The organism is Pseudomonas sp. FW305-96 (genome assembly GCF_058783825.1).
In genome coordinates this window covers 77,851-104,500 of the sequence record NZ_JBYSYW010000016.1, presented here as the reverse complement: position 1 = coordinate 104,500, position 26,650 = coordinate 77,851, and the positions used below count along the sequence as shown (strand labels likewise).

At 64.5% G+C, this 26,650-nt stretch carries 29 protein-coding genes; 12 read left to right on the top strand and 17 right to left on the bottom strand.

What is annotated here, in order from left to right; all coding sequences use genetic code 11:
• Positions 1 to 8 precede the first annotated feature (8 nt).
• The 5 genes from ptsN to AC3WL2_RS14445 all read left to right on the top strand — a co-directional run bounded on the left by ptsN (position 9) and on the right by AC3WL2_RS14445 (position 2,406).
• On the top strand, positions 9 to 473 hold the full coding sequence (gene ptsN / locus AC3WL2_RS14465; RefSeq protein WP_102682717.1) for a PTS IIA-like nitrogen regulatory protein PtsN: 465 nt from the start codon (positions 9 to 11) through the stop codon (positions 471 to 473).
• A gap of 2 nt (positions 474 to 475) precedes the next feature.
• On the top strand, positions 476 to 1,330 hold the full coding sequence (gene rapZ / locus AC3WL2_RS14460) for an RNase adapter RapZ (RefSeq protein WP_023629088.1): 855 nt from the start codon (positions 476 to 478) through the stop codon (positions 1,328 to 1,330).
• A 19-nt stretch (positions 1,331 to 1,349) separates the two neighbouring features.
• Entirely contained in the window at positions 1,350 to 1,622 is a 273-nt protein-coding gene (locus tag AC3WL2_RS14455) for an HPr family phosphocarrier protein (protein WP_102682716.1), read from the top strand.
• Positions 1,623 to 1,720: 98 nt separating this feature from the next.
• Complete coding sequence (locus AC3WL2_RS14450; protein WP_102682715.1) at positions 1,721 to 2,089, top strand: type II toxin-antitoxin system RelE/ParE family toxin; 369 nt, start codon at positions 1,721 to 1,723, stop codon at positions 2,087 to 2,089.
• Positions 2,086 to 2,406 carry a helix-turn-helix domain-containing protein gene (locus AC3WL2_RS14445; protein WP_050704093.1) on the top strand — a complete coding sequence of 107 codons (321 nt, stop codon included), beginning with the start codon at positions 2,086 to 2,088 and terminating at the stop codon, positions 2,404 to 2,406. Before AC3WL2_RS14450 ends, AC3WL2_RS14445 begins: the two co-directional genes overlap by 4 nt.
• Before the next feature lie 48 nt (positions 2,407 to 2,454).
• On the opposite strand, the gene AC3WL2_RS14440 is transcribed toward AC3WL2_RS14445, so the two are convergent.
• The 6 genes from AC3WL2_RS14440 to pmbA all read right to left on the bottom strand — a co-directional run bounded on the left by AC3WL2_RS14440 (position 2,455) and on the right by pmbA (position 7,808).
• Positions 2,455 to 3,348 carry a ZIP family metal transporter gene (locus AC3WL2_RS14440; protein WP_102682714.1) on the bottom strand — a complete coding sequence of 298 codons (894 nt, stop codon included), beginning with the start codon at positions 3,346 to 3,348 and terminating at the stop codon, positions 2,455 to 2,457.
• An 11-nt stretch (positions 3,349 to 3,359) separates the two neighbouring features.
• Positions 3,360 to 3,971, bottom strand: coding sequence for a superoxide dismutase (locus AC3WL2_RS14435; protein WP_102682713.1), 612 nt, complete (start codon positions 3,969 to 3,971; stop codon positions 3,360 to 3,362).
• Between the two features lies 1 nt (position 3,972).
• Positions 3,973 to 4,434, bottom strand: a complete 462-nt coding sequence (locus tag AC3WL2_RS14430) for a DUF2753 family protein (protein WP_102682712.1) — start codon at positions 4,432 to 4,434, stop codon at positions 3,973 to 3,975.
• Positions 4,435 to 4,459: 25 nt separating this feature from the next.
• Positions 4,460 to 5,836, bottom strand: a complete 1,377-nt coding sequence (locus AC3WL2_RS14425) for a class II fumarate hydratase (RefSeq protein ID WP_102682711.1) — start codon at positions 5,834 to 5,836, stop codon at positions 4,460 to 4,462.
• The gene (locus AC3WL2_RS14420; RefSeq protein ID WP_046856974.1) at positions 5,829 to 6,230 is read right to left on the bottom strand and encodes a hypothetical protein; all 402 of its coding nucleotides are present in this window, start codon (positions 6,228 to 6,230) and stop codon (positions 5,829 to 5,831) included. The genes AC3WL2_RS14425 and AC3WL2_RS14420 overlap by 8 nt, the downstream gene beginning before the upstream one ends.
• A 231-nt stretch (positions 6,231 to 6,461) precedes the next feature.
• Positions 6,462 to 7,808 (bottom strand): metalloprotease PmbA, encoded by a 1,347-nt coding sequence (gene pmbA / locus AC3WL2_RS14415; protein ID WP_102682710.1) that lies wholly within the window; start codon positions 7,806 to 7,808, stop codon positions 6,462 to 6,464.
• A gap of 109 nt (positions 7,809 to 7,917) precedes the next feature.
• Here pmbA and yjgA point away from each other — a divergent pair, with 109 nt between their 5' ends.
• On the top strand, positions 7,918 to 8,439 hold the full coding sequence (gene yjgA, locus AC3WL2_RS14410) for a ribosome biogenesis factor YjgA (RefSeq protein WP_023632090.1): 522 nt from the start codon (positions 7,918 to 7,920) through the stop codon (positions 8,437 to 8,439).
• Between the two features lie 56 nt (positions 8,440 to 8,495).
• On the opposite strand, the gene tldD is transcribed toward yjgA, so the two are convergent.
• From tldD to mreB, 8 genes are all read right to left on the bottom strand, one after another.
• Positions 8,496 to 9,935 (bottom strand): metalloprotease TldD, encoded by a 1,440-nt coding sequence (gene tldD, locus AC3WL2_RS14405; RefSeq protein ID WP_102682709.1) that lies wholly within the window; start codon positions 9,933 to 9,935, stop codon positions 8,496 to 8,498.
• 2 nt (positions 9,936 to 9,937) lie between these two features.
• Positions 9,938 to 10,789 carry a carbon-nitrogen hydrolase family protein gene (locus AC3WL2_RS14400; RefSeq protein WP_102682708.1) on the bottom strand — a complete coding sequence of 284 codons (852 nt, stop codon included), beginning with the start codon at positions 10,787 to 10,789 and terminating at the stop codon, positions 9,938 to 9,940.
• Between the two features lie 14 nt (positions 10,790 to 10,803).
• Positions 10,804 to 14,613, bottom strand: a complete 3,810-nt coding sequence (locus AC3WL2_RS14395) for a YhdP family protein (protein WP_102682707.1) — start codon at positions 14,611 to 14,613, stop codon at positions 10,804 to 10,806.
• An 88-nt stretch (positions 14,614 to 14,701) separates the two neighbouring features.
• On the bottom strand, positions 14,702 to 16,159 hold the full coding sequence (rng, locus tag AC3WL2_RS14390; RefSeq protein ID WP_046856978.1) for a ribonuclease G: 1,458 nt from the start codon (positions 16,157 to 16,159) through the stop codon (positions 14,702 to 14,704).
• 54 nt (positions 16,160 to 16,213) lie between these two features.
• Positions 16,214 to 16,813, bottom strand: a complete 600-nt coding sequence (locus AC3WL2_RS14385) for a Maf family protein (protein WP_102682706.1) — start codon at positions 16,811 to 16,813, stop codon at positions 16,214 to 16,216.
• 29 nt (positions 16,814 to 16,842) lie between these two features.
• Complete coding sequence (mreD, locus tag AC3WL2_RS14380) at positions 16,843 to 17,331, bottom strand: rod shape-determining protein MreD (RefSeq protein WP_102682705.1); 489 nt, start codon at positions 17,329 to 17,331, stop codon at positions 16,843 to 16,845.
• Complete coding sequence (mreC, locus tag AC3WL2_RS14375) at positions 17,331 to 18,338, bottom strand: rod shape-determining protein MreC (RefSeq protein WP_173862427.1); 1,008 nt, start codon at positions 18,336 to 18,338, stop codon at positions 17,331 to 17,333. Before mreC ends, mreD begins: the two co-directional genes overlap by 1 nt.
• Before the next feature lie 194 nt (positions 18,339 to 18,532).
• Positions 18,533 to 19,570, bottom strand: a complete 1,038-nt coding sequence (gene mreB / locus AC3WL2_RS14370) for a rod shape-determining protein MreB (protein ID WP_003255163.1) — start codon at positions 19,568 to 19,570, stop codon at positions 18,533 to 18,535.
• Between the two features lie 203 nt (positions 19,571 to 19,773).
• Between mreB and gatC the strand changes: the two genes are divergently transcribed.
• The 6 genes from gatC to AC3WL2_RS14340 all read left to right on the top strand — a co-directional run bounded on the left by gatC (position 19,774) and on the right by AC3WL2_RS14340 (position 24,946).
• Entirely contained in the window at positions 19,774 to 20,061 is a 288-nt protein-coding gene (gatC, locus tag AC3WL2_RS14365; protein ID WP_102682703.1) for an Asp-tRNA(Asn)/Glu-tRNA(Gln) amidotransferase subunit GatC, read from the top strand.
• A gap of 15 nt (positions 20,062 to 20,076) precedes the next feature.
• Positions 20,077 to 21,528 (top strand): Asp-tRNA(Asn)/Glu-tRNA(Gln) amidotransferase subunit GatA, encoded by a 1,452-nt coding sequence (gene gatA, locus AC3WL2_RS14360; protein ID WP_102682702.1) that lies wholly within the window; start codon positions 20,077 to 20,079, stop codon positions 21,526 to 21,528.
• Positions 21,529 to 21,539: 11 nt separating this feature from the next.
• Complete coding sequence (gatB, locus tag AC3WL2_RS14355; RefSeq protein WP_102682701.1) at positions 21,540 to 22,985, top strand: Asp-tRNA(Asn)/Glu-tRNA(Gln) amidotransferase subunit GatB; 1,446 nt, start codon at positions 21,540 to 21,542, stop codon at positions 22,983 to 22,985.
• A gap of 84 nt (positions 22,986 to 23,069) precedes the next feature.
• Entirely contained in the window at positions 23,070 to 23,444 is a 375-nt protein-coding gene (locus AC3WL2_RS14350) for a septal ring lytic transglycosylase RlpA family protein (RefSeq protein ID WP_046856981.1), read from the top strand.
• 61 nt (positions 23,445 to 23,505) lie between these two features.
• The gene (locus tag AC3WL2_RS14345) at positions 23,506 to 24,549 is read left to right on the top strand and encodes a calcium/sodium antiporter (RefSeq protein ID WP_102682699.1); all 1,044 of its coding nucleotides are present in this window, start codon (positions 23,506 to 23,508) and stop codon (positions 24,547 to 24,549) included.
• Between the two features lie 10 nt (positions 24,550 to 24,559).
• A complete protein-coding gene (locus AC3WL2_RS14340) occupies positions 24,560 to 24,946 on the top strand; it encodes a carboxymuconolactone decarboxylase family protein (protein WP_102682698.1) in 387 nt (128 codons plus the stop codon).
• A 57-nt stretch (positions 24,947 to 25,003) separates the two neighbouring features.
• Here AC3WL2_RS14340 and AC3WL2_RS14335 read toward each other — a convergent pair whose 3' ends face one another.
• The 3 genes from AC3WL2_RS14335 to AC3WL2_RS14325 are packed head-to-tail and all read right to left on the bottom strand — an operon-like array spanning position 25,004 to position 26,619.
• Positions 25,004 to 25,234, bottom strand: coding sequence for a hypothetical protein (locus AC3WL2_RS14335; protein ID WP_102682697.1), 231 nt, complete (start codon positions 25,232 to 25,234; stop codon positions 25,004 to 25,006).
• The gene (locus AC3WL2_RS14330; RefSeq protein WP_102682696.1) at positions 25,231 to 25,932 is read right to left on the bottom strand and encodes a lipopolysaccharide kinase InaA family protein; all 702 of its coding nucleotides are present in this window, start codon (positions 25,930 to 25,932) and stop codon (positions 25,231 to 25,233) included. Before AC3WL2_RS14330 ends, AC3WL2_RS14335 begins: the two co-directional genes overlap by 4 nt.
• A 6-nt stretch (positions 25,933 to 25,938) precedes the next feature.
• Complete coding sequence (locus AC3WL2_RS14325; RefSeq protein WP_102682695.1) at positions 25,939 to 26,619, bottom strand: class I SAM-dependent methyltransferase; 681 nt, start codon at positions 26,617 to 26,619, stop codon at positions 25,939 to 25,941.
• Between the last annotated feature and the right edge of the window lie 31 nt (positions 26,620 to 26,650).

The following is a 26,650-nucleotide window of genomic DNA, read 5'->3' as shown; positions in this document are numbered from 1 at the left end:
CCTCATCCATGATCCGACTTGAAACCATCCTGACCCCCGGCCGTTCCCTCGTGAACGTGCCGGGCGGCAGTAAGAAGCGCGCCCTGGAAAAGGTCGCCAACCTGATCGCCGAGCAAGTACCTGAGCTGGAGATGCAAGACGTCTTCGACAGCCTGTGGGCTCGCGAAAAACTGGGCTCCACCGGTTTTGGCAATGGCATCGCCATACCCCATTGCCGCCTGGCAGGTTGCAGCGCGCCTGTCAGCGCCCTGCTGCACCTGGACGCCCCCATTGATTACGATGCCATCGATGGCGCCCCGGTCGACCTGCTGTTTGTCCTGCTGGTCCCGGAAGCCGCCACCGACGCGCACCTTGAACTGCTGCGCCAGATCGCCAGCATGCTTGATCGCAAGGAGGTCCGCGATAGCCTGCGTGCCGCCGATAGCAGCGAGACCCTCTACCAGGTCGTCCTGGACGTACAAAACGAGCACTGAACATGCGCCTGATCATCGTCAGCGGTCGCTCCGGCTCCGGTAAGAGCACCGCCCTCGACGTGCTGGAAGACAACGGCTATTACTGCATCGACAACCTGCCTGCCGGGCTGTTGCCGCAGCTGGCTGAAAACGCCCTGATCAACACAGAGCTGTTGCAACCCAAGGTTGCGGTCTCGATCGATGCACGCAACCTGCCCAGCCATCTGTCACGCTTCCCTCAGTTGCTGGAAGAGGCACGCTCCCGGCATATTCAGTGCGACGTGCTGTATCTGGATGCCGACGAAGACACGCTGCTCAAGCGTTTTTCGGAAACCCGCCGCCGCCATCCACTGACCAACGACAGCCGTTCGCTGGCTGAGGCAATCCGGGTGGAGAGCGAGCTGCTTGGGCCGATCGCCGACCTTGCCGACCTGAAGATCGATACCACCAACCTGAACCTGTACCAGTTGCGTGACTCGATCAAGCTGCGCCTGCTCAACCAGCCCGAGCCCGGCACTGCGTTTCTCGTCGAGTCATTCGGTTTCAAGCGTGGCATGCCGGTGGATGCCGACCTGGTGTTCGACGTGCGCTGCCTGCCCAACCCGTACTGGAAGCCGGAACTTCGCGAACATTCCGGCCTCGAACAGCCGGTGATCGACTACCTGGCCGCGCAGCCGGACGTCGAGGAGATGTTCCAGGACATTTCCAGCTACCTGCTCAAATGGCTGCCGCGCTTCGCCGCCAGCAACCGCGCCTATGTCACTATCGCCATCGGCTGTACCGGCGGCCACCACCGCTCGGTGTACATTACCGAACGGCTTGGCCAACTGCTCCAGCAATCCCTGAAAAACGTCCAGGTCCGCCACCGCGACCTCTAGCCACAGGATCCGCCCCACGATGCCCGCCCGCGAAATCACCATCATCAACAAGCTGGGCCTGCATGCGCGGGCGGCCGCCAAGTTCGTCGGCGTCGCCGGGCGTTTCCCCTGCCAGGTACGGGTCGGGCGCGCGCCGGACAAGCTGGTGGACGGCAAGAGCATCATGGCGGTAATGATGCTCGCCGCCGGCAAGGGCACTCAGGTGCACCTGCTCACCGAGGGTGAGCAGGACGGTGAAGCCATGGATGCGCTGGTCGGCTTGATCAACAACTTCTTCGACGAAGGCGAGTAACGCTTTCCCCTTCCGCAACATCCTCTTCCAATTGTCAGGATGCAGACTCACCACATTGCGTTTATACCCATATAGGTATAGATTCGACAGGTGAATTCATGGAGCAAGACAGGCAACCCAAACCGCTGTACTGGGTCGGAAGCAGCAAAAAGGACCTGCAGTGCCTACCCGAGGGCGTCCAGCAAACCGTCGGCTTCGCTCTGCATCTGGCTCAAACAGGAGGCAGGCACCTACAGTCGAAAGTCCTCCGAGGGTTTTCAGGCGCTGGCGTTCTTGAGGTCGTGGAAGACCATGACGGCAACACCTATCGTGCGGTCTATACCGTACGTCTTGGCGTTGCAGTGTATGTCTTGCACTGCTTCCAGAAGAAGTCCACGGCGGGCATCAAGACGCCCCAAACAGACATCGCACTGGTGCGCAATCGATTGAAGCTTGCACAGGCCCACTCAGAAGGAATCCAGACATGAGCGAAATCGAACAAGGCAGCGGCAATGTCTACGCGGACCTCAACTACCCTGATGCGGACGAGATGCTGGTCAAGGCACGCCTGGCGAGCAAGATCTGCAGCATCATCAAGGCCCGTCATCTGACCCAGATGCAAGCCGCACAGATCCTTGGCCTGCCCCAACCTAAAGTCTCGGAAATGATTCGCGGCAAATTCCGTGGTATCAGCGAAAGCAAGATGATCGATTGTCTTGCACGCCTTGGGCGTGACGTGCAGATCGTAGTCAAGGCCGCGCCGCGGTCGCGACCTCAAGGACGGGTTGAAGTCATTTTCGCCTGAACAACACTCAAAGCCAGCAAACGAGAAACTCGGCTCATCCTGCGCTTTTCACGACATCGCCGTGTCCATCACCATCATCAGACAGAACCCGACACACAACCCCAGGCTCGCCAGGCGGTGATGCCCGTTGCTGCGTGACTCCGGAATGATCTCCTGGGTCACCACCAGCAGCATCGCCCCCGCCGCGCAGGCCAGGCCCAACGGCAGCAACAGTTCGGCAATGTTCACCAGCCAGGCACAGATCACCGCTGCCAGCGGCTCGACCAGCCCCGATGCCGCACCGATCAGAAACGCCTTGAAGCGCGGCATGCCCGCCCCTGCCAGCACCAGCGCAATCACCAGGCCCTCAGGCACATCCTGCAACGCGATGCCCATGGCCAGGCTATCGGCATCAGGCATCCCGCCACCGGCGGAAACCCCGATCGCCATGCCTTCGGGGATGTTGTGGGCAATGATGGCGATGACGAACAGCCAGATCCGCGCGGCGATAACCGGTTGCCGCTCACTGCCGACCAGGGCCTCCGGTGAAGCGCCGGAGACCTTGAGGTCGACCAGAAACAGACACAACGCGCCGAACAACAGGCCGCTGCTGATCACACCACCAGCGCCCCATGGGCTGAAGCCGATGGCCTGGGCCGCATCCAGCCCGGGAATGATCAGCGAGAATGCGGTGGCCGCCAACATCACACCAGCACCAAAACCGAGCAAGGTGTCGGCCACGGCCACTGGCATGTTACGGATTACCAGCACCGGCACCGCGCCCAAGGCCGTCCCCAATGCGCACAGTGCGCCGCCCTCCAGGGCTCGCAACATGCGCGGTTCCAGGTCCAGCCAGACGATGCCACGCGTCACCAGCAACGCGGTGCCGACCAGCAACAGCACGGTCCCAAGCGCCAGGCGGAACAGGCGCACACTGCTGACAGACATCACCTCGGAGCGCATACCGGTCAGACTCACTTCAGGGCTTCAAGGTAGCGGCGTTCCACTTCGGCCCAGTCGACCACGTTGTAGAAGGCGCCAATGTACTCAGGACGGCGGTTCTGGTACTTCAGGTAATAGGCGTGCTCCCAGACATCCAGGCCGAGGATCGGCGTATTGCCGTGCATCAGCGGGCTGTCCTGGTTACCGCTGCTCTCCACCACCAGGGTTTTCTGCGGGGTCACGCTGAGCCAGGCCCAGCCACTGCCGAACCGGCTCAGCGCGGCCTTGGTGAAGGCCTCCTTGAACGCCTCGAAACCACCAAGTTGCTCGTCAATGGCCTGGGCTACCTGACCCTCGGGTTGGCCACCGCCCTTGGGCGACATGACGGTCCAGAACAACGTGTGGTTGGCATGGCCACCGCCCTGGTTGACCACCGCCCCTTGCAGTTTCTCGGGCAGTTGCTTGACTGCGCCCACCAGTCGCTCCACCGGCCATTCGGCCCATTCGGTGCCCTCGATGGCGGCGTTGAGGTTGTTGATGTAGGTCTGATGGTGCTTGCTGTGGTGGATCTCCATGGTTTGGGTATCAATGTGCGGTTCCAGCGCATCGTAGGCGTAGGGCAACGCAGGCAAGGTATGTGGCATGTCAGTGGATTCCGTAGGCAGGTTTGCGTTCCGTGATGTCCGCGTGCGCGACCAGCTCGCTGGCTGCGGGCGCCTGGCGGTTCAGCAGGCGCTCGGTACGCGGGTATTGGCCGTACTCGGCGATGAAACTCAGCAGTTCGGTATAAGTGCGCCCGCTGTGGCGCAAGGCCGCGTCACGCAGGGCCTGGGGCAGGCGCGGATCCTGGCTGGCCTGGAGCAGCCGCTGGTGCGCCGCGCACAAGTAGTCGGCGCTTTCGTGCGGCTGGTTCAGGCGCAGGTGCAGGTCGGCCAGGTTGTGGTGGGCGATGACCAGTGCGGCCACCGCCTCGTCGACGTCATGCCAGCGCTCGAACAGCACCTGGGCCAAGGCCAGTGCTTGCAGGTAGTGCTCCCGGGCGTCGACCAGCTCGCCCTGCTCGAACAGGCGGTTTGCATCTTGGGTGGTGCGTTTCCAATGCTGCATGACGTGCCTCCTGGGCGGCCCGGGTTCAGATGCCGCCAGCGGTAAGTTTTTCCGGGTCCAGCAGCGCTTCGAGCTGGTCACGCGACAGGTCGGTGTGCTCCAGCGCCACATCGATGATGGGACGCCCTTGCTTGTAGGCGGTCTTGGCAATCTCGGCAGCCTTCAGGTAGCCGATGATCGGATTCAGCGCGGTGACCAGGATCGGGTTGCGCGACAGCGCCTCCTTGAGCTTGGCCTCATTGACCTTGAAGCTGGCGATGGCCTTGTCGGCCAGCAAACGGCTGACATTGGCCATCAGCTCGATGCTCTCCAGCAGGTTGCGGGCAATCACCGGCAGCATCACGTTGAGCTCGAAGTTGCCCGACTGGCCGGCCACGGCGATGGTCGCGTCGTTGCCGATCACCTGGGCGGCGACCATCGCGGTGGCCTCCGGGATCACCGGGTTGACCTTGCCCGGCATGATCGAAGAGCCTGGTTGCAGACCCTGCAGCTCGATTTCACCAAGACCGGCGAGCGGGCCGGAGTTCATCCAGCGCAGGTCGTTGGCGATCTTCATCAGCGCCACGGCAGCCGTCTTGAGCTGGCCCGACAGCGCCACCGCGGTGTCCTGGGAGCCGATCAGGGCAAACAGGTTCTCGCCGGGGGTGAACTCGACCTGGGTCAGGACGCTCAACTGGCGGGCAAAGCCTGCGGCGAACTGCGGGTGGGCATTGATCCCGGTGCCCACGGCCGTGCCGCCCTGAGCCAGCGCTTGCAGGCTCGGCAGCGTGGCTTCGATATGCACCTGGGCGCCCTTGATCTGGGCGGCCCAGCCACCGAGCACCTGGCTCATGCGTACCGGCATTGCGTCCATCAAATGGGTGCGGCCGGTCTTTACGTGCTTGTGCACCTCGACTGCCTTGGCCTCGATCACCTGGGTGAGATGGCGCAAGGCCGGCAGCAGCTGTTCGTGCAGGGCCAGGGCGGCGCTGACATGAATGGTGGTGGGGATGATGTCGTTGCTGCTCTGGCCACAGTTGACGTGGTCGTTGGCATTGACCGGCTCGCCCAGCACATGGCTGGCCAGGGTCGCGATGACCTCGTTGGCGTTCATGTTCGAGCTGGTGCCAGAGCCGGTCTGGAACACGTCCACCGGGAAGTGCCGGATGAAATCCTCGGCCAGCAACTGTTCCACCGCCTTGACGATGGCCGCGCCCTGCCCTGCGCTCAGCTGTTCCAGCTCGACGTTGGCCTTGGCCGCAGCGGCCTTGGCCAGCAGCAAGGCGCGGATGAACTGGGCCGGCATCGGCTTGCCGCTGACCGGGAAGTTGTCGACCGCGCGCTGGGTCTGGGCACCGTACAGGGCCTGGGCCGGCACCTGCAGTTCACCCATGCTGTCGCGCTCGATACGGGTATCACTCATCTTCAAGTCCTTGCATCAGTTCTTCGGGAGAAATCGACGGCAGCAGCACGCAATTGGCAAGCTGCATCGCGTAGGGCTGCCAACGCTGGTTTTGTTCGAGGCGGTCGAGATTGCGCAGGTCGAGCAGCGGCCGCCAGGCCTGGTCCAGGCACAGGCAGCGCCAGTGCCAGGGCAACATGCGATCGTTGGCGGTATCGAGCAGCAGACGCAAGGCGGTCAAGGCCACCGTCCATGGCGAGGTCTCGGTGCAGCACACCAGATAGCGGCCTTCGGCGAGGTAGTGCTCGATCAGGCGTGGCTCGTCGGGTTCCAGCGCGCAGCGGATGCGCCGGCTGAGCCAGCGCCAGTTTTCCAGGTAGGGCAGTTCGTGGAGGACGGTTTTCATGAACATCATCGCCGGGTTACTGGATAATGATATTCATTATTAAGTGATAAATAGAATCAGTTCAAGCTAGACGATAGGCAAAATAAACCCGGCGCGATGGCCGGGTTGGGGAAAATGGGAGTTACGGCGTGGGGGGGGGGGGGGGGGGGGGGGGGGGGGGGGGGGGGCTTGCCCCGCGATGTTCTTGGAGGGCATCGCGGGGCAAGCCCGCTCCCACGTCCTATCCCTACAGAGCGCCGATCAGCTGCCCGCCACCGTCATGCGCTCGATCAGCACCGAGCCGCTGTGGATATTGCTACGCGTCTCGATATCGCTGCCAATGGCGACGATCTGCTGGAACATGTCCTTCATGTTGCCGGCAATGGTCACTTCTTGTACGGCGTGCTGGATCTCGCCGTTTTCCACCCAGAAGCCCGCCGCACCCCGCGAATAGTCGCCGGTCACCATGTTCAGCCCATGGCCCATCAGCTCGGTTACCAGCAGGCCACGGCCCATGCGCCGGATCAGTGCGGCCTGGTCCTCGACGCCGTGGGTGACGAACAGATTGTGCACGCCACCTGAGTTGGCGGTGCTTGGCAAACCCAGCTTGCGCCCCGAATAGGTGCCCAGGATGTACGACACCAGCTCGCCTTTGTCGACGAACGGCTTGGCGTAGGTGGCCAGGCCATCGCCATCGAACGCTGCACTGCCCAGAGCACGCGGAATGTGTGGCCGCTCGTCGAGGGTCAGCCAGGTGGGGAACAGGCGCTGACCAAGGGTACCCTCGAGAAACGACGACTTGCGGTACAGGTTGCCGCCGGAAATCGCCGACAGGAAGCTGCCGAACAGGCCGCCAGCGAGCTCGGCCGAGAACAGCACCGGCACCTCGCAGGTGGGGACCGGGCGAGCACCCAGTCGGCTTGCCGCGCGCTGCGCGGCACGCAGGCCGATGCTTCGCGGGTCGGCCAGCAGCTGGCCCTGGCGATTGACGTCGTACCAGTAGTCACGCTGCATCTGCCCATCGGCTTCGGCGATCATCACGCAGCTCAGGCTGTGACGGGTTGAGGCATAGCCACCGATAAAACCATGGCTGTTACCGTACACCCGCACACCCTGATGGGTATTGAGCGTGGTGCCGTCGGCGTTGCTGATGCGCTTGTCGGCATCGAACGCCGCCGCCTCGCAGGCCAGCGCCATCTCGATGGCTTTCTCCGGTTCGATGTCCCAGTCATGGTAGAGATCCAGGTCGGGGATCTCACGGGCCATCAACGCGGCATCGGCCAGCCCCGAGCAGGCGTCCTCGGAGGTATGTTTCGCGATTGCCAGCGCGGCGGCGACCGTCTCGCGGATCGCCTCAGGGCCGCTGGCCGAAGTGCTGGCCGACCCCTTGCGCTGGCCCACGTAAAGGGTGATGCCGAACCCCTGGTCGCGATTGAACTCGACCGTCTCGACTTCGCGCTGGCGCACCGTGGTGGACAGGCCTTGCTCCAGCGACACCGCCACTTCGCAGGCGCTGGCACCCTGGCGGCGCGCCTCGGCGACAATCGCCTCGACCTGCTCCTGCAACGCCGGCAGGTCCTTGGGACCTACGCTCTGGACTGCACTCATGGTTTTCTCCACTGAAAATTCTGCGTACGGCTTGGGTCATTCTTCGACCGGGCCGGACAAGCGGCCCCCGACTGGTTATCATGGCGGCGATTTCCTGCGGACGGCCCCCATGGTTGATTCTTACGACGACGCCTTCGATGGCGAAAAAAGCAAAACCCAGATCAAGCGCGAGCTGCATGCGTTGGTCGAACTCGGTGAGCGCCTCACCACCCTCAAGGCCGACACCCTGGCCCGCCTGCCGCTGACCGACGAGCTGCGCAAGGCGCTGGACGAGGCCAGCAAGCACACCGCCCACGGCGCCCGCAAACGCCACATGTCGTTCGTCGGCAAGCTGATGCGCGTGCAGGACCTGGACGCCATCCATGCCGTGCTCGAGCAGATCGACAGCTCCAGCCGCCAGTACAACGAGCGCTTTCACGGCCTCGAGCGTTGGCGCGATCGCCTGATCGACGGTAACGACGAAGACCTCGAGCGCTTCGTCAACGAGTTCCCCGACACCGATCGCCAGCACCTGCGCTCGCTGATCCGTCATGCCCAGCATGAAAAGGCGCGGAACAAGCCGCCTGCCGCTGCGCGTAAAGTGTTCAAGTACATCCGCGACCTCGACGAGACCCAACGCGGGTTGCGCTGAGGCCATCGCGGGCAAGTCGCATCGGCGCACCGATGCGACTTGCCCGCGATTGAACATCACCCGCCGGTACCACCGACGGTGATCGCATCCAGCTTCAGGGTCGGCTGGCCAACGCCCACCGGCACCGATTGACCATCCTTGCCGCACGTGCCCACGCCGCTGTCCAGCGCCAGGTCGTTGCCGACCATCGACACACCGCGCATCGCTTCCGGACCATTGCCGATCAAGGTCGCGCCTTTTACTGGCGCGGTGATCTTGCCGTCCTCGATCAGGTAGGCCTCGCTGGTGGAGAACACGAACTTGCCGCTGGTGATGTCCACCTGGCCACCGCCAAGGTTGGCGCAGTAGATGCCTTTCTTCACCGACCGGATGATTTCCTCGGGATCGCTGTCGCCGGCACGCATGTAGGTGTTGGTCATGCGCGGCATCGGCAGGTGCGCGTAGGATTCGCGCCGGCCGTTGCCGGTCACCGCCATGCCCATCAGGCGGGCATTGAGCTTGTCCTGCATGTAGCCCTTGAGGATGCCGTTCTCGATCAGCGTGGTGCACTCGGTCGGCGTGCCTTCGTCATCGACGCTGAGCGAGCCGCGACGGCCTTCGAGGGTGCCGTCGTCGACGATGGTGCACAGGCTCGAAGCCACCTTTTCACCGATGCGCCCGCTGAACGCCGAGCTGCCCTTGCGGTTGAAGTCGCCTTCCAGGCCGTGGCCGACTGCCTCGTGCAGCAGCACCCCGGACCAGCCTGGGCCGAGCACCACCGGCAGCGTGCCGGCCGGAGCGGGAATCGCCTCGAGGTTGACCAGCGCCTGGCGCAGTGCCTCACGGGCGTAACCCATCACCCGCTCTTCACTGAAATAGCGATAGTCGGTGCGCCCGCCGCCGCCCTGCCCACCACGCTCGCGACGTCCGTTGTGCTCGACGATCACACTGACGTTGAAGCGCACCAGCGGACGCACGTCGGCGGCCAGGCTGCCATCGGCAGCGGCCACCAGAATGCGTTCCCACACCCCTGCCATGCTCACGCTGACCTGCTGGATACGCGGGTCGAGTGCACGGGTAGCGGCATCCACGCGCTTGAGCAGCTCGACCTTCTCGGCGCGGGTGAGTACATCCAGGGGATTGTCAGGCGCGTACAAAGCAGTCACGTCCTGACTGCGGAAGGCTTGCACAGTGCCGTTCTGCCCGGCGCGGGAGATCGAACGGGCGGCACGCGCCGCCGAAGTCAGGGCTTCGAGGTTGATCGCATTACTGTAGGCAAAGCCGGTCTTCTCGCCGGATTGGGCACGCACGCCCACGCCCTGGTCGAGGTTGAAGCTGCCCTCTTTGACGATGCCGTCCTCCAGTGCCCAGGTTTCCGAGATCTGGCCCTGGAAATACAGGTCGGCGGCATCGATGCCGGGACCGGCCAACTCGCCCAGCACCGTCTGCAAGCTGTCGAGAGTCAACCCGCCCGGGGCCAGGAGCTGCTCACTGACGGTGGATAACATCTGGCTCATAGTCACTCCGAGGTATGCGCAGGCCGCAAGGCGTCCTGCGAGAAAAAGCGCCGGTGCGTAGTTACCGGCATGCGCGCCCGGATGGACGCCTGTTCTTCGATATCGCGTGTGGCGAGCAACACCGCCTCGCCCCGCGCCTGTTGCGCGACGATCCGCCCCCAGGGGTCGACGATCGCCGCCTGGCCGTGGGTTTCCCGCGGCCCCGGATGCAGGCCGCCCTGGGCGGCCGCCAGTACATAGCACTGGGTCTCGATGGCCCGTGCGCGTATCAGCACTTCCCAGTGCGCCGCCCCGGTCACCGCGGTGAACGCCGCCGGTGCGCTTATCAGTTCGGCCCCGGCGGCGCGCAACGCGCTGTACAGCTCGGGGAAGCGCAGGTCATAGCACACCGACAGGCCCAGGCGGCCCACCGGTGTGTCGGCCACCACCACCCGACTGCCGTAGGCATAATCGTCCGACTCACGGTAGCGGCCACGGTTGTCGGCCACGTCCACATCGAACAGGTGCAGCTTGTCGTAGCGAGCAGCGATCTCTCCGTGCTCGTCGACCAGTAACGAGCAGGCATGGGCCTTGGCCTCCGGCTGGCCGACCGGCGGCAGCGGCAGGGTACCTGCGACTATCCATAACCTGAGGTCGCGAGCGGTGCGTTTCAACCATGGCAGGATCGGCCCCTCGCCCAGCGCCTCGGCCCTGCCGATGGCGGCGGCGTCGCGCCGGCCCATGGCCGCGAAGTTTTCCGGCAACACCGCCAGGCGCGCGCCTCCGGCTGCGGCCTGCTCGAGCAGCGCCGTGGCACGTTGCAGGTTGGCCAGCACATCGTCCTGGCTGACCATCTGGATCACTGCTGACGTCATGACCACCCCTGGGGTTACTTGTCGAAAGGTTTCACAAAGGTGATTTTAGGCTCTTTGACCGGACCCTCGACGCGATAATGCACGCTGGCGAAGCGCGCCACCCGGTCACCGATCAGACGATCGACGAGGAACAGCGCGCCACCGACCGCCGGCGCGCCAACAATCAAGGCGGCCAATGGCAGGTTGTTGGTGACCGGCAACGTCACCAGCAGCTTGGCGTCGACCCGGTCACGGACGAAGTCCATGGTGCCGTCGAGTTCGAAATTGCTCGACGGGCCGGTGACGGTGATCGGCTCCCGCGTCACGTAGACCCCTTCGCTGGCCACCAGCAGGCCTTTGACCCGATCGTAGGCCAGGCCCTTGCTGAACAGGTCGGAGAAGTCCAGGCGCAGGCGTCGGCCAATGGAGTTGAAGTTGAGCAGCCCGAACACCCGCAACGCCTGGGCGCTGCCCTCGACCTCGACGAACTGACCGCTGCGCAGCGCCGCGTCGAGGCTGCCGGAGTACCGGTTGAGGCTGACCCAGGCCGGCGAGCCCGGCCAGCGGCCATCCACGTCCATGCGGAAGTCGCGGCTGGTGACGGTGGGGGCAAAACCCCAGGCCTTGAGCACATTCCCCAGGTCCTTGCCGTCCACGCGGCCTTTGTACCAGCTGAACGTGCTGCCGGGCTCGCCTTCCCAGCCACCGCTGCCGTCGATATGCAGCCCCTTGAGGTCCAGGTCGATGTCGCTCATGGCCATGCCCCGTGGGGTCTGGCGCAGCTTCAGGGTGGCGCTGCCAAACAGGTCGTCGCCGCGGTACAGCTTGTCGATGGTCAGGTCCAGCGGCGGCGCCTTGCGCGGGTCGAACCCGGCCAATGGGTCCGGCGCATTCTCGGCCTGGGCCTCGTTCGGGTCGGCGGGTGGCAGGCGCAGGCTCTGCAGGCGGACAGTCATGGGCGCGGCCTTGGCATCGGGAATGCGCGCATTGCCGATGACTTCCTGGCTGTCCAGGCGCAGGTCCCAGGCCGGGCCACCACGCATCAGGCGGATCACCGCCTGGTTGAGGTCCATGCCGAACGCCTTGAGCTGGCCGATGCTGAGGTCAACGCTCTGCAGGTTCTGCCGGGCACTACCGCCCGGATCCTTGCCGGCAAAGCGCTCCATCTGTTGCTGCCAAGGGGCCAGGTCCAGCGTCTCCAGCCGGCCACGCACCCGCAGGCCCTGGCCAGACGGCAAGCTGGCCTCGCCCGTGCCCAGCAACAGCTCGCCACGCCCTTGGGCCAGCTTGTCGGCAGGCGCGGCATAAGCGAAGCGGGCCAGGTCCGCGTAGCTGCCATCGATGCGCCGTTCCGGGCCCTGCAGGGTCAGGCTGAAACGGCTGTCGCGGGTCTCTGCGGCGGCCTTGCCAAAAGGCGCCGGAAGATCGATGGCCAGGCCCTTGAGCGACGAATTGACGGTCAAGCGGTTGTCACGACTGCCCAGTGTTACTTGCACCTGATAGGGCAGCTCACCCGAGGCTGGCAACGGCTGCGCGAACTGCAACCAGTCGGTCAGGGCCTTGAGGCCGACCTGGCCATTGGCATTGATCCGGGTCTGGAGTTGCCCACCCTGCCCTTCGGCGGTGATTTGCGCGCTGACCGCCTTGCCAAAGGCGTGCAGGCTGATGTCCTTGCCGCTCAGGCCCTTGTCGAGATCGAAGGTGAAGTCACCCTTCAGCTGGCTCAATTCCAGGGCCGGGGGCGCCACTTTCAAAGTAGCGTCGGCTGTCGCGAAGTTCACCAGCACCTTGGGCCGCTGCCCATGGGCCAGGGGTACGTCGAGCTTGATCTTGCCCTTGAGCGGCCCCTCGCCTTCCCAACCGGCGAACATCTCCCCAGTGCCGATTGGCGCTTCCTTGAGGATCTTCAAGCCATCGCCGAGGCTGCCGTCGAAATTACCGTCGAGGATCAGGTGGCTGTGCTGGTCGCCTTCGACATGGGGAATATCGACGCTGACATCACTGACCTTGGTGTCCAGCAGCAGACCATGATGGGCCTGGATGCGCACACCGGTGTCTTCGATATACACATTGCCGTCGACCTGCTGCACCTGTGGCCAGCCTGGCTGGAAGTCCAGCGCGGCGTCATGCACCTTGAAGAACAGGCTGATATCGCGGGCATGGGGCGGCGCATTGTGATGCAGCGACCCCTGGTACTGGAAATAGCCCTCGTCGACATTGCCCTTGACGATGGCGCTGCGCAGCCATTCGTCCAGGGCGGGGCTGAGCACCTCGGGCAGGTACTTGGCGGTGTAGCGCCCGTCGCCTTCGGTAAGGCCGACGCGCAGGTCCATGTAGTCTTCGTGGCCCGGCTGCAGGTGGATGCGAATAAGGAAGTCCGCCGCGATCTTGCCCTCGTCGCCCACTACCTTGATGTAGGGGGCAACCAGGGTGAAAGCCTCCTTGTCCAGGGTCCAGGTCAAGCGCGCATTGGCTTTCGGGTAATGCCAGGGTTTGCCGAAGATCGGGTACAGGTGCAGCATGAACGCCTGGGTATCCAGGCGCAGCTCGCCATGCCCAAGGTCACCGCTGATCGCCCCGGAGACATTGCCCGCCGCCGGCGCGCCGTGATAGGCATCGAAACCGACCTTCTCCAGATTGGCGGCAAACTGCAGCCGTTGGTCGCCCTCGGCCTTGGGTCGGATGTCCAGGCGCACGTTGCGCAGGGCGCCGCTGACCTTGAGCGCATCGACCATGGTCATCAGCTTGTCCGGCAATGGCGCCAGGGCGTCGATCAAGGGCGTCAGCGGGGTCAGGTCGAGGCGGTCCGCCTGCACCTGCCAGCTTTCCTCGGCCGGGTTCTGGCCCGGACGCTGTGCCAGTTGCAGGTGCGACTCCCAACGGTTCTTGCCAAGGCTCATGGCCAGCGAGTCGACGACGACGTCGAAGCCCTGGTCCCGACGCTGGAACCAGGCCGACAGGGCCAGATTGTCCACGGTGATGGCCTTGCGCCCGGTGTAGGCGCCCTTGAGCTGCGGGGCATTGAGGCGAACCATCGCCTGCTGCAACTGCCCTTGCCGCCAGTCGATCCACAGCTCACCACCGGCGCGCAGCGCGCCGGCCTGCCATTGGCCCAGCAACTGCGGCGGCAGCCAGCGTGCCCAGTCGCTTTGCGGCAGGCTCAGGTAAGCCTGCACGCGCCCGTCGCGCCAGGCCTTGGCCGTGGCGCGGCTGTTCAGGCTCAAGGCCAGGGGCTGGCCGTCGGGCAGCGTGGCGCGCAGGTCGACGCTCTGGCGCGAAGCGCCTGCCTGCACGCCGAGGCTGACGTAGGTGAGGGTGAGGGGGTCTCGTTGCCAGGGCTGCAAGGTGACCTGGCTGTCGAAGACATCGATTCGGCCAAGCTGGCGTAGACGCTTGAGCGCATCGGCCGGATCGAGCGGCGCATCATCCTTGTGCGGCAGACCTTCCAGGGTCCAGTCGCCCTGCTCGTTCTCGCGCAGGATCAGTTGCAGCCCACTGAGCTGGATACGCGCCAGGCGCACTTCACGCGCCTTGAGACTGGCCCACAGGTCAGGCACCAGCTTGACGTCGTCCAGGCGCAGCGCCGCAGCGCCTTCGCCCAGTTGCAGGTCACGTACACGCAGTACAGGCGCCAAGCCACTCCAGCGCCCTTCGAGCGCACCGACGTGCACGGGCATGCCCAAGGCCTGTTCGGCCTTGAGTTCGGCGTCTGCACGGTATTCGGCGACCAGGGGAACCAGTTGCCGACCGAGGCTGACATACAGCGCCACCAGCACCGCCAGCAGGGCGCAGATAACCAGCCCCCAGCGGGTCAAGGCGCTCAGAACGCGGGTCAGACGTTCCATGGCCGAGGCCCTCCAAGTCGTCCCTTAACTATGGCCGGTGTAAAGCGCTTTGCCAGCCCGTCCATGGGGCAACCGCTGTTAGAAGGGGTCAGAGCAGCACCACATCGTATTGTTCCTGGGAATACATGGACTCCACCTGGAAACGGATGGTTCGCCCGATGAACGCTTCAAGTTCGGCAACGTTACCCGATTCTTCATCGAGCAACCGATCCACCACCTTCTGGTTGGCCAGCACACGATAGCCCTCGGCCTGATAGGCACGGGCTTCACGAAGGATCTCGCGGAAAATTTCGTAACAGATCGTCTCCGGGGTCTTCAGCTTGCCACGCCCCTGGCACGCCGCACAGGGCTCGCACAACACCTGCTCGAGGCTTTCGCGGGTGCGCTTGCGGGTCATCTGCACCAGGCCCAGCTCGGTGATGCCGATGATGTTGGTCTTGGCGTGATCACGCTCGAGCTGCTTCTCCAGGGTACGCAGGACCTGGCGCTGGTGCTCCTCGTCCTCCATGTCGATGAAGTCGATGATGATGATCCCGCCGATGTTGCGCAGGCGCAGTTGCCGGGCAATCGCGGTGGCCGCCTCGAGGTTGGTCTTGAAGATGGTCTCTTCAAGGTTGCGATGGCCGACGAACGCACCGGTGTTGACGTCGATGGTGGTCATCGCCTCGGCCGGGTCGACCACCAGGTAGCCGCCGGACTTGAGCGGCACCTTGCGTTCCAGGGCCCGCTGGATTTCGTCCTCCACCCCATACAGGTCGAAGATCGGCCGCTCGCCGGGATAGTGCTCCAGGCGATCGGCGATCTCCGGCATCAATTCGGCCACGAACTGAGTGGTCTTCTGGAAGGTCTCCCGCGAGTCGATGCGGATCTTTTCGATCTTGGGGTTGACCAGATCGCGCAGGGTCCGCAGCGCCAGGCCAAGGTCTTCGTAGATGACCACGGGCGCTCCGCAGGTCTTGATCTGCGAGCCAATCTGCTCCCACAGGCGGCGCAGGTAGCGGATGTCCTGGAGGATATCTTCCGCGCGGGCGCCCTCTGCGGCGGTGCGCAGGATGAAGCCCCCGGCATCCTTCATGTCTTCCTGGGCCATGCAGTCGGTGACCACCTGTTTGAGGCGATCGCGCTCGGCTTCTTCCTCGATCTTGAGCGAGATGCCGACATGACTGCTGCGCGGCATGTACACCAGGTAGCGCGACGGAATCGACAGCTGGGTGGTCAAGCGTGCGCCTTTGCTACCGATGGGATCCTTGGTGACTTGCACCACCAGCGCCTGGCCTTCGTGGACCAGTGCGGTGATGGTCTCCACGGCCGAGCCTTCGCGCTGGGAAATCTCCGAGGCATGGATGAACGCCGCACGCTCCAGGCCGATATCGACGAAAGCCGCCTGCATGCCCGGCAATACCCGCACTACCTTGCCTTTGTAGATGTTGCCGACGATGCCACGGCGCTGGGTGCGCTCTACATGCACCTCCTGCAGGACTCCGTTCTCCACCACCGCCACGCGTGATTCCATCGGGGTGATGTTGATCAGGATCTCTTCACTCATGGCGCGCTCTCGTCAGTGGTCTGGGGTAATGATGGATTGCTGCGGCGTGGCTGGCTAGCGCTGTGCGAAACCCTCTTGCAGTTGCCAACATGGCACGCCGAATTGCTCGAGCAGTTCGGCGGTTTCACTCAGGGGCAACCCGACCACGGCCGAGTAGCTGCCCTCGATGCCGCTGACGAACACTGCGCCCAGGCCCTGGATGGCATAGCCGCCGGCCTTGTCGACAGGTTCACCGCTGTCCCAGTAGCGCAGCGCCTCCTCGAAGGAGATGGTACGAAAACGCACGGTGGTGCTGACGCAGCGGCTGATACTGCGCTGGCCATCGGTCAGCGCCACGGCGGTGAGCACCTGGTGTTCGCGCTTGGACAGGTCGCCGAGCATGGCCAAGGCCTGCTCGCGATTCTCCGGCTTGCCAAGGATCTGGCCATCGAGCACCACGGTGGTGTCGGCGCCCAGCACCACCCCTGCCCCATCCGTGTGGGCGAAGCCCGCAACGGCCTTGGCCTGGGCCAGGCGCTCGACGTAGGCCGCCGGCGCTTCGCCCGGCAACGGGGTTTCATCGATGGGTGCGCTGACGACTGTGAACGGCACACCTATCTGGTTCAGCAGTTCACGGCGGCGTGGCGAGCCGGAGGCCAAGTACAGCTGGGTCATGTGGACATCTCCCTGTCAGTGGCGGCGCGTCAGTGAATATGCAGGCGACGGCGCAGGCCGCGCAGGGCAAAGCTGACCCACGGCCAGAGCAAGGCGCTGATCACCGCCGACCAGACCAGGGCCAGGGTTGGCAGGCGATTGCCGGTCAACGCGCTGAGCCACAGCTGGATCAGTTGGGCGATACCGAAGATCACCAGGATCACCAGGCTCTGCTGCCACATGGGGAACATGCGCAGGCGCTGCTGCAACGAAAGCACCAGGAAGGTGATCAAGGTAAGGATCAGGGCGTTCTGGCCAAGCAGGGTGCCGTACAGCACATCCTCGGCCAGGCCAAGCAGGAACGCGGTGGTCATGCCGACCTTGCCCGGCACCGCAAGGGTCCAGAAGGCCAGCAGCAGCGCCAGCCACATGGGCCGGAACACTTCCATGAACTGCGGCATGGGCGAGACGCTGAGCAACAGGCCGATGGCGAAGCTCAGCCAGATGGCCCAGCCGTTTCTGCTACGGGTGCTGGCCATTATTGTCTCCGGGGTTGGGTGTTCGCAGGCGCCGGGGGCACCGCTGCCGGGCTTGCCGCAGGCGCCGCAGTCGCTGGGGCCGCGCCGGGCACAGGCTGAACCGCGCTACCCGCCGCAGATGCAGCCGGCGTGGCCGGTGCCTGGCCGTGGCCAGCGCCTTGACGGTCGGCCTCTTCCTGGGCGATCGCCGCCTCGGTGGCGCGTTCCTCGGGCGTGCGCCGGTCACTGAACACCAGCAGCATGTAGCGGCTGCGGTTGAGCGCGGCAGTTGGGATGGCACGGACGATGGCGAACGGCTGGCCGGAGTCGTGGATCACTTCGTTGACCGTGGCTACCGGATAGCCCGCCGGGAAGCGCTGGCCCATGCCCGAACTGACCAGCAGGTCGCCTTCCTTGATGTCGGCGGTGTCGGCCACGTGGCGCAGCTCCAGGCGCTCCGGGTTGCCCGTGCCGCTGGCAATGGCGCGCAGACCGTTGCGGTTGACCTGCACCGGAATGCTGTGGGTGGTGTCGGTGAGCAGCAGTACCCGCGCGGTGTAAGGCATCAGCTCGACCACCTGGCCCATCAGGCCGCGGGCATCGAGGACGGGCTGGCCGAGAAACACGCCATCGCGCTCGCCCTTGTTGATCAGGATACGGTGCGTGAACGGATTGGGATCGACCCCGATCAGCTCGGCGACCTCGACCTTCTCATTGACCAGCGCCGAGGAATTTAGCAACTCGCGCAGGCGCACGTTCTGCTCGGTCAGGGCGGCCAGCTTCTGCAGGCGCCCCTGCAGCAGCAGGGCCTCGGTCTTGAGTTTCTCGTTCTCGGCGATCAGCTCGGTGCGGCTGCCGAACTGGCCTGCCACGCCCTGCCACGTGCGCTGCGGCAGGTCGGTGATCCAGTAGGATTCCATCAGCACCAAGCCCATCTGGCTGCGCACCGGCTTGAGCAGGTCGAAACGCGAGTCGACCACCATCAGCGCGACCGACAGCACGACCAGCACGAGCAGGCGAACGCCCAGCGAGGGGCCCTTGGAGAAAAGCGGTTTAATGGGCCGTTCCTCGTGGACGACTCAGGAGGTCATTGGACATGGGGCAATGCACCGGCCTGCTGCGGATTGACGGAAAAGGCGCCCGGGCGGGCGCCAGCACAGCGCTTACAGGTAGCACTGTGCGTGTCACCTGTAAACCTGGGCATACACTACTGCACCAGCGATCACTCGCTGGAGAGCAGGTCCATGGCGTGCTTGTCCATCATCTCCAGGGCACGGCCACCGCCGCGGGCGACGCAGGTCAGCGGGTCTTCGGCGACGATCACCGGCAGGCCGGTTTCCTGGGCCAGCAGCTTGTCCAGGTCGCGCAGCAGCGCACCACCACCGGTCAGCACCAGGCCGCGCTCGGCGATGTCCGAGGCCAGCTCCGGCGGCGACTGCTCCAGGGCGCTCTTGACTGCCTGGACGATGGTTGCCAGCGATTCCTGCAGCGCCTCGAGCACTTCGTTGGAATTCAGGGTGAAGGCACGCGGCACGCCTTCGGCCAAGTTGCGGCCACGGACGTCGACTTCGCGTACTTCGCCGCCCGGGTAGGCGGTACCGATTTCCTGCTTGATGCGCTCGGCGGTGGATTCGCCGATCAGGCTGCCGTAGTTGCGGCGCACGTAGGTGACGATGGCTTCGTCGAAGCGGTCGCCGCCGACGCGCACGGATTCGGCGTAGACCACGCCGTTGAGCGAGATCAGGGCGATCTCGGTGGTACCGCCACCGATATCGACGACCATCGAGCCGCGGGCCTCTTCGACCGGCAGGCCGGCACCGATGGCGGCAGCCATGGGCTCTTCGATCAGGAATACTTCACGGGCACCGGCACCGAGGGCCGATTCACGGATGGCGCGGCGCTCGACCTGGGTCGACTTGCACGGCACGCAGATCAGCACGCGAGGGCTGGGCTGCAGGAAGCTGTTCTCATGCACCTTGTTGATGAAGTACTGCAGCATTTTTTCGCAAACGCTGAAGTCGGCGATCACGCCGTCCTTCATCGGACGAATGGCAGCAATGTTGCCGGGGGTGCGGCCCAGCATGCGCTTGGCTTCGGTACCGACTGCGACGACGCTTTTCTGGTTGCCGTGGGTACGGATGGCAACAACCGAGGGCTCATTCAGGACGATACCGCGCTCACGCACGTAGATAAGGGTGTTGGCAGTACCCAGGTCGATGGACAGATCGCTGGAAAACATGCCACGCAGTTTCTTGAACATGGGAAAGTGACCCTGGGGAAAGCGTGGGTAAAAAAGTGCGGCAAACTCTAACAATGGCAGGGATTTTGGGCAAGGAGCCAATATGTTAAATTGGTTGTTTTTCCGAGCATGCCTGCCGATGTTCGCGGCCCTTTGACCGCCAGAATGCCGGCATGTTCCTCATCTGCGGACCCATTCCGTTTTTCGTTTCCCTGGAGATCCCCATGGCGCTTCAACGCTCCGACGTGGAAAAGATCGCCCATCTGGCCCGCCTGGGCCTGAATGAAGGCGAATTGCCACGCACCACCGATGCCTTGAACAGTATTCTCGGGCTGGTCGACCAGATGCAAGCCGTCGACACCTCTGGCATCGAGCCCCTCGCCCACCCGCTGGAAGCCACCCAGCGCCTGCGCCCCGACCAGGTCACCGAAAGCAACCAGCGCGACCGCTACCAGGCCGTCGCCCCGTCGACCGAGAACGGTCTGTACCTGGTTCCGAAAGTCATCGATTAAGGGATAGCGCCTGCCATGCATCAACTCACTCTGGCCGAAATCGCCCGCGGCCTCGCCGACAAGTCGTTCTCCTCGGAAGAGCTGACCGGCGCCCTGCTGTCGCGCATCAAGCAGCTCGACCCGCAGCTCAACAGCTTCATCACCGTCACCGAAGCACAGGCCCTGGAGCAGGCGCGCGCCGCCGACGCCCGCCGTGCCTCTGGTGAGACCGGCGCGCTGCTGGGCGCGCCGATCGCCCACAAGGACCTGTTCTGCACCAACGGCGTGCGCACCAGCTGCGGCTCGAAGATGCTCGACAACTTCACCGCGCCATACGACGCCACCGTGGTCGCCAAGCTGGCCGAAGCCGGCATGGTCACCCTGGGCAAGACCAACATGGACGAATTCGCCATGGGCTCGGCAAACGAGTCCAGCCACTACGGCGCGGTGAAGAACCCATGGAACCTCGAGCACGTGCCCGGTGGTTCGTCCGGCGGCTCGGCCGCCGCGGTGGCCGCGCGCCTGCTGCCGGCCACCACCGGCACCGACACCGGCGGTTCGATCCGCCAGCCGGCCGCGCTGACCAACCTCACCGGGCTCAAGCCGACCTATGGCCGCGTATCGCGCTGGGGCATGATCGCCTACGCCTCGAGCCTCGACCAGGGCGGCCCGCTGGCCCGCACCGCCGAAGACTGCGCCCTGCTGCTGCAAGGCATGGCCGGTTTCGACGCCAAGGACTCGACCTCGGTCGACGAGCCGGTGCCGGACTTCAGCGCCAACCTGAACGCCTCGCTGCAGGGCCTGCGCATCGGCCTGCCCAAGGAATACTTCGGCGCCGGCCTCGACCCGCGCATCGCCGACCTGGTCCAGGCCAGCGTCAAGGAGCTGGAGAAGCTCGGCGCGGTGGCCAAGGAAATCAGCCTGCCGAACATGCAGCACGCCATCCCGGCGTACTACGTGATCGCCCCGGCGGAGGCCTCCTCCAACCTGTCGCGCTTCGATGGCGTGCGCTTCGGTTATCGCTGTGAAGATCCGAAAGACCTGACCGACCTGTACAAGCGCTCCCGTGGCGAAGGCTTCGGCGCGGAAGTGCAGCGGCGCATCATGGTCGGCACCTACGCCCTGTCGGCAGGCTACTACGATGCCTACTACGTCAAGGCGCAGCAGATCCGCCGCCTGATCAAGAACGACTTCATGGCCGCGTTCGCCGACGTCGACGTGATTCTTGGCCCGACCACGCCGAACCCGGCCTGGAAACTTGGCGCCAAGAGCAGCGATCCGGTCGCTGCCTACCTGGAAGACGTCTACACCATCACCGCCAACCTGGCCGGCCTGCCGGGCCTGTCGATGCCGGCCGGCTTCGTCGATGGCCTGCCGGTGGGCGTGCAACTGCTGGCCCCGTATTTCCAGGAAGGCCGCCTGCTCAACATCGCGCACCGTTACCAGCAAGTCACCGACTGGCACACCCGCGCCCCCAACGGCTTCTGAGGAGTTCACACATGCAATGGGAAGTTGTGATCGGGCTGGAGATTCATACCCAGCTCGCCACCCAGTCGAAGATCTTCTCCGGCAGCGCCACCACCTTCGGCTCCGAGCCGAACACCCAGGCCAGCCTGGTCGACCTGGGCATGCCCGGCGTGCTGCCGGTGCTCAACCAGGAGGCCGTGCGCATGGCGTGCATGTTCGGCCTGGCGATCGATGCCGAGATCGGGCCGCGCAACGTGTTCGCGCGCAAGAACTACTTCTACCCCGACCTGCCCAAGGGCTACCAGATCAGCCAGATGGACCTGCCGATCGTCGGCAAGGGCCACCTGGACATCGCCCTGGAAGACGGCACCATCAAGCGCATCGGCGTGACCCGCGCGCACCTTGAAGAAGATGCCGGCAAGAGCCTGCATGAAGACTTCAACGGCGCCACCGGCATCGACCTGAACCGCGCCGGCACCCCGCTGCTGGAGATCGTCTCCGAGCCGGACATGCGTAGCGCCAAGGAAGCCGTGGCCTACGTCAAGGCAATCCACGCCCTGGTACGCTACCTGGGTATCTGCGACGGCAACATGGCCGAAGGCTCGCTGCGCTGCGACTGCAACGTGTCGATCCGCCCGAAAGGCCAGACCGAGTTCGGCACCCGCTGCGAGATCAAGAACGTCAACTCGTTCCGCTTCATCGAACGTGCGATCAACAGCGAGATCCAGCGCCAGATCGACCTGATCGAGGACGGCGGCAAGGTGGTACAGGAAACCCGCCTGTACGACCCGAACAAGGACGAAACCCGCTCCATGCGCAGCAAGGAGGAAGCCAACGACTACCGTTACTTCCCCGACCCGGACCTGCTGCCGGTGGTCATCGAGCCCGGCTTCCTCGACACCGTGCGCGCCGCCCTGCCGGAGCTGCCACCACAGAAGGTCGAGCGCTTCCAGAGCCAGTACGGCCTGTCGGCCTATGACGCCAACGTGCTGGCCTCCAGCCGCGAGCAGGCCGACTACTTCGAACAGGTGGTGAAGATCGGCGGCGACGCCAAGCTGGCCGCCAACTGGGTGATGGTGGAACTGGGCAGCCTGCTGAACAAGCTCGGCGTCGAGATCGACCAGTCGCCGGTCAGTGCCGAACACCTCGGCGGCATGCTGCTGCGCATCCGTGACAACACCATCAGCGGCAAGATCGCCAAGACCGTGTTCGAGGCCATGGCCGCTGGCGAAGGCGATGCCGACAGCATCATCGAAAGCCGCGGCCTCAAGCAGGTCACCGATACCGGCGCGATCGACAAGATGCTCGACGAGATGCTCGCCGCCAACGCCGAACAGGTCGAACAATACCGCGCCGCCGATGAAGCCAAGCGCGGCAAGATGTTCGGCTTCTTCGTCGGCCAGGCGATGAAGGCGTCGAAAGGCAAGGCCAACCCGGGGCAAGTGAACCAATTGCTCAAGGCCAAGCTCGAAGGGTGATCCTGATCGCGGGGCAAGCCCGCTCCCAGATCGCGGGAGCGGGCTTGCCCCGCGATGATTCGAAGTGACAGCGGAGCTTCCGAATTGCTCAAGCGTTCCCTCACCACCCTCGCCCTCTTTACCCTCCTGGCCGGCTGCGCCAGCCATGACATCGACCCTCGCGGCTACGACCAGAGCGGCACCGCCTCCTATTACGGCTCACGCCACCATGGCAAACGCACGGCCAGCGGCGAGCCCTTCAACCAGCATGGCCTCACCGCCGCCCACCGCAGCCTGCCCTTTGGCAGCCGTGTGCTGGTCACCAACCTGGCCAACCAGCGCAGCGTGGTGGTACGCATCAACGACCGTGGCCCGCACACCCGCGGCCGGCTGATCGACCTGTCACGCGCCGCCGCAGAAAAAATCGGCATGCTCCGTAGCGGAACCGCGCGAGTCCGGGTACAAGGTCTGAGCGATTGACCTGACTGGAGCCCTCGCCATTTTCGACCTGGCCACCCTCCCCGCCTTCAGCCTGCTGCAACTGGGCCTGGGCTTGCTGCTGATGATCTTCGGTGCCGAGCTGCTGGTACGCGCCGCCCTGCGCCTGGCCGGCCGCCTGCACGTGCGCCCGCTGATCATCGGCCTGAGCCTGGTCGCCTTCGGCAGCACCGCGCCACAGCTGACCGTGAGCCTGCAAGCCGCCTACCAGGGCGCGCCGGATGTCGCGGTGGGCAGCGTCGTGGGCAGCAACATCTTCAACGTGCTGGTGATCCTGGGCCTTGCCGCACTGATCATTCCGCTGCGTGTGTCACGCCAGCTGGTGCGCCTGGATATCCCGCTGATGATCCTCGCCAGCGCCCTGGTCTACCTGCTTGCGCTCAACGGCGAACTGGGGCGGCTGGAAGGCGGCCTGCTGCTGCTCGGCCTGGGCGGTTACCTGGCCATGCTCTGGCACCAGTCGCGGCACTATGCCCGCACGTACCCGGCGCCACGCACCGAGCACGCCAGCCCGCTGCGCTTCTGGAGCGGGGCGCTGCTGCAGATCCTCATGGGCCTGGGGCTGCTGAGCCTGGCGGGCCACCTGGTACTGGAGGCAGCGGTCGAGGTGGCGACCGACCTGGGCCTGTCCGAACGCATCATCGGTCTGACCGTGGTCGCGGTGTGCACCTCGCTGCCGGAACTGGCTGCCGCGCTGATCGCGGCCCTGCGCGGCGAACGGGAAATCGCCGTGGGTACGGTGATCGGCAGCAACCTGTTCAACCTGCTGGCGGTGCTGGGGCTGACGGCAGTGACCACCCCCGCCCCCTTGTCGATTTCACCCAATGCACTGGACTTCGACCTGCCGGTGATGCTCGGCGTCGCCGCGCTGTGCCTGCCGGTGTTCTATTCCGGCTACCGGGTTACCCGCGCCGAAGGCCTGGTGTTCCTGTGTCTTTACCTGGCCTACGGCCTGCACGTGGTGACCTTCACCACCGGCCTGCCTTTGGCCGGACGCCTCGAACAGCTGATGCTGTTCTATGTAATGCCAGTGCTCGGGGTCGTACTGCTGTACACCACGGTCCGCGCCTGGCGCCGCCAACACTAAGGAAAACAACATGGCTGACAAGAAAAAGACCGGTGAAAGCATCCGTCGCCAGGTAATGGGCGATGCCTTCGTCGATCGCGCCCTGGGCAACGCAACGGCGTTCACCCAACCGCTGCAGGACTTCGTCAACGAACATGCATGGGGCAGCGTCTGGGCTCGCGACGGGTTGCCGCTGAAGACCCGCAGCCTGATCACATTGGCCACCCTGACCGCGCTCAAGTGCCCGCAGGAACTCAAGGGCCACGTGCGTGGGGCGTTGAACAATGGCTGCACGGTCGAGGAGATTCGCGAGGCGCTGCTGCATTGCGCGGTGTATGCCGGGGTGCCGGCGGCGATCGATGCGTTTCGCGCGGCGCAGGAAGTGATCGACAGCTATCAGGCGAGCACCGCGAATTAAACGGCAAAACGCCAGAGGCTCATGGAGATCCCCTGGCGTACGTCAAGACCACCTGCCTCAACCCACCGGCCGCAGGCCCTGGCTCATCCCGAACAGAAACAGTAAAAGATCATGATCCGGCTGAGCCTGCGCCTGGTCAGCCTTCACCACACGAGGCAATGGGCACTGCCCACCCTCCCCGGCCTTGCTGAACACCGTGGGCCGCGGCTGCTCCCAGGCTGCCGCCGCAGCGGTGGTCACCGCCAACGCCGCAACCAGGAACAAAGCTCGAGCTATTTCTAGTTTCATTGCTCTAAACCTTTGACAGCGCTGCCAAACGCCATTTGGTAAAAGTAGAGCAAGGTCTGCCACTCCGCCTCATTGAACGACGAGTGGCGGCGCAATTGACGCAGGTCGTTGTACGCCGCTCGCTGGCAACTGATCCGTCGCCGACATTTCTCCAGATCCAGCAACGCGACCTCCACCCGCGCCTGCTCCCCCTCGCCAAGTACCTTGACGAACACATGCTTGCCGTACAGGCAGCCATGCTGCCAATGCCCCAGGTGCATGCGCGCCAGGTTGTCGGCCAGATCCTTGAGCATGCGCTCGTGCACCGCCTGCGGATAATGCTCGCGAGCTCCCGAGGCATGCCAGGCATCGAGATCGATAAAGCCATCGAGTGCCTCGCTGACCAGCAACGCACGCCACTGGTGATCGGCGTCACGCTCGGCACCGGCATAGACGATACGCGGCACCCGCACGCCCAACTGCTCGAAACTGTGCAATGCGTCGAGTTCGCGCAACACCGTGGGGCGCCCGAAAGGATGCAGGAGGCTGCGGTAGATATGCCCGACCTGGCGTTTGGCATACAGCATATGGCCATGGTCATCGCTCAGCCGCTGCACACCGCTTTCGCCACCACGCCGCTGGTTGGGTTCCTCGACCCATTCCCCTTGCTGCTGCCAGTAATAATCGAACTGCCTGGAATGATGCTGGGCTACCGCCATGACTCTTTACCCCTTGCGCAATACGTACACTCGCCACATGGCATAGAACGGCAGAAAGTCGAGACGTTCCTGAATTCTGAAGCCTGCTGAGGAAAACTCTTCTTCCACTGTAGCCGCAGGTAACACAAATCGGTTCTGGTAGCTGTCCTGCGTGGCCTTGGCACTGCGCCGCGTTTCGAGCTTGCGCCGGCGCCAGGCCTTGAAATTGCCATCCACCCACAGCGACAGGATCACGCTGTCGCGGCTAACCCTTTGAAATTCCGAGAGAATTGTCTTTCGATGCGCAGGATCGCCAATGTGATGGAACAAGCGCATGCAGAAAATGCTGTCCACCGAGTTGTCCGGCAGGTCAATGGCAAAGGCGGAAGTCTGCAAGGGCCGTACCCGTGCGACGACTTCTGGCGGTTGTGCCGCACAGGCTGTCTCGATCATCGCGGCGGAGTTGTCTGCACCGATGATCACCCGGTTGGCCTTTTCCGCCAGCAGCGGCCAGAAACGCCCGGCGCCACAAGGCAGGTCGAGCACCAGCCCGGGCTCGCCGGCCAACGCCAGGGCGCGCCGGGCCAGCTGCTCGTCGCGCTGGTGGGAAAGGCGTCGAGCCAGGCCATCCTGGTGCTTGAGGAAGTACTGGCGGGCATGATCCCGATCGTACTTGTCCGAGAATTCGAGTTTGATGGGGCTACGCATTGAGCATCTCCTGACTCCAGTGCGCCCACCT

What these genes read in the sequence shown, in the direction of transcription:
- ptsN (WP_102682717.1), top strand. Translation starts at nt 9, where the DNA reads ATGATCCGACTTGAAACCATCCTGACCCCCGGCCGTTCCCTCGTGAAC.
- rapZ (WP_023629088.1), top strand. Translation starts at nt 476, where the DNA reads ATGCGCCTGATCATCGTCAGCGGTCGCTCCGGCTCCGGTAAGAGCACC.
- AC3WL2_RS14455 (WP_102682716.1), top strand. Translation starts at nt 1,350, where the DNA reads ATGCCCGCCCGCGAAATCACCATCATCAACAAGCTGGGCCTGCATGCG.
- AC3WL2_RS14450 (WP_102682715.1), top strand. Translation starts at nt 1,721, where the DNA reads ATGGAGCAAGACAGGCAACCCAAACCGCTGTACTGGGTCGGAAGCAGC.
- AC3WL2_RS14445 (WP_050704093.1), top strand. Translation starts at nt 2,086, where the DNA reads ATGAGCGAAATCGAACAAGGCAGCGGCAATGTCTACGCGGACCTCAAC.
- AC3WL2_RS14440 (WP_102682714.1), bottom strand. Translation starts at nt 3,348, where the DNA reads ATGCGCTCCGAGGTGATGTCTGTCAGCAGTGTGCGCCTGTTCCGCCTG.
- AC3WL2_RS14435 (WP_102682713.1), bottom strand. Translation starts at nt 3,971, where the DNA reads ATGCCACATACCTTGCCTGCGTTGCCCTACGCCTACGATGCGCTGGAA.
- AC3WL2_RS14430 (WP_102682712.1), bottom strand. Translation starts at nt 4,434, where the DNA reads ATGCAGCATTGGAAACGCACCACCCAAGATGCAAACCGCCTGTTCGAG.
- AC3WL2_RS14425 (WP_102682711.1), bottom strand. Translation starts at nt 5,836, where the DNA reads ATGAGTGATACCCGTATCGAGCGCGACAGCATGGGTGAACTGCAGGTG.
- AC3WL2_RS14420 (WP_046856974.1), bottom strand. Translation starts at nt 6,230, where the DNA reads ATGATGTTCATGAAAACCGTCCTCCACGAACTGCCCTACCTGGAAAAC.
- pmbA (WP_102682710.1), bottom strand. Translation starts at nt 7,808, where the DNA reads ATGAGTGCAGTCCAGAGCGTAGGTCCCAAGGACCTGCCGGCGTTGCAG.
- yjgA (WP_023632090.1), top strand. Translation starts at nt 7,918, where the DNA reads ATGGTTGATTCTTACGACGACGCCTTCGATGGCGAAAAAAGCAAAACC.
- tldD (WP_102682709.1), bottom strand. Translation starts at nt 9,935, where the DNA reads ATGAGCCAGATGTTATCCACCGTCAGTGAGCAGCTCCTGGCCCCGGGC.
- AC3WL2_RS14400 (WP_102682708.1), bottom strand. Translation starts at nt 10,789, where the DNA reads ATGACGTCAGCAGTGATCCAGATGGTCAGCCAGGACGATGTGCTGGCC.
- AC3WL2_RS14395 (WP_102682707.1), bottom strand. Translation starts at nt 14,613, where the DNA reads ATGGAACGTCTGACCCGCGTTCTGAGCGCCTTGACCCGCTGGGGGCTG.
- rng (WP_046856978.1), bottom strand. Translation starts at nt 16,159, where the DNA reads ATGAGTGAAGAGATCCTGATCAACATCACCCCGATGGAATCACGCGTG.
- AC3WL2_RS14385 (WP_102682706.1), bottom strand. Translation starts at nt 16,813, where the DNA reads ATGACCCAGCTGTACTTGGCCTCCGGCTCGCCACGCCGCCGTGAACTG.
- mreD (WP_102682705.1), bottom strand. Translation starts at nt 17,331, where the DNA reads ATGGCCAGCACCCGTAGCAGAAACGGCTGGGCCATCTGGCTGAGCTTC.
- mreB (WP_003255163.1), bottom strand. Translation starts at nt 19,570, where the DNA reads ATGTTCAAGAAACTGCGTGGCATGTTTTCCAGCGATCTGTCCATCGAC.
- gatC (WP_102682703.1), top strand. Translation starts at nt 19,774, where the DNA reads ATGGCGCTTCAACGCTCCGACGTGGAAAAGATCGCCCATCTGGCCCGC.
- gatA (WP_102682702.1), top strand. Translation starts at nt 20,077, where the DNA reads ATGCATCAACTCACTCTGGCCGAAATCGCCCGCGGCCTCGCCGACAAG.
- gatB (WP_102682701.1), top strand. Translation starts at nt 21,540, where the DNA reads ATGCAATGGGAAGTTGTGATCGGGCTGGAGATTCATACCCAGCTCGCC.
- AC3WL2_RS14340 (WP_102682698.1), top strand. Translation starts at nt 24,560, where the DNA reads ATGGCTGACAAGAAAAAGACCGGTGAAAGCATCCGTCGCCAGGTAATG.
- AC3WL2_RS14335 (WP_102682697.1), bottom strand. Translation starts at nt 25,234, where the DNA reads ATGAAACTAGAAATAGCTCGAGCTTTGTTCCTGGTTGCGGCGTTGGCG.
- AC3WL2_RS14330 (WP_102682696.1), bottom strand. Translation starts at nt 25,932, where the DNA reads ATGGCGGTAGCCCAGCATCATTCCAGGCAGTTCGATTATTACTGGCAG.
- AC3WL2_RS14325 (WP_102682695.1), bottom strand. Translation starts at nt 26,619, where the DNA reads ATGCGTAGCCCCATCAAACTCGAATTCTCGGACAAGTACGATCGGGAT.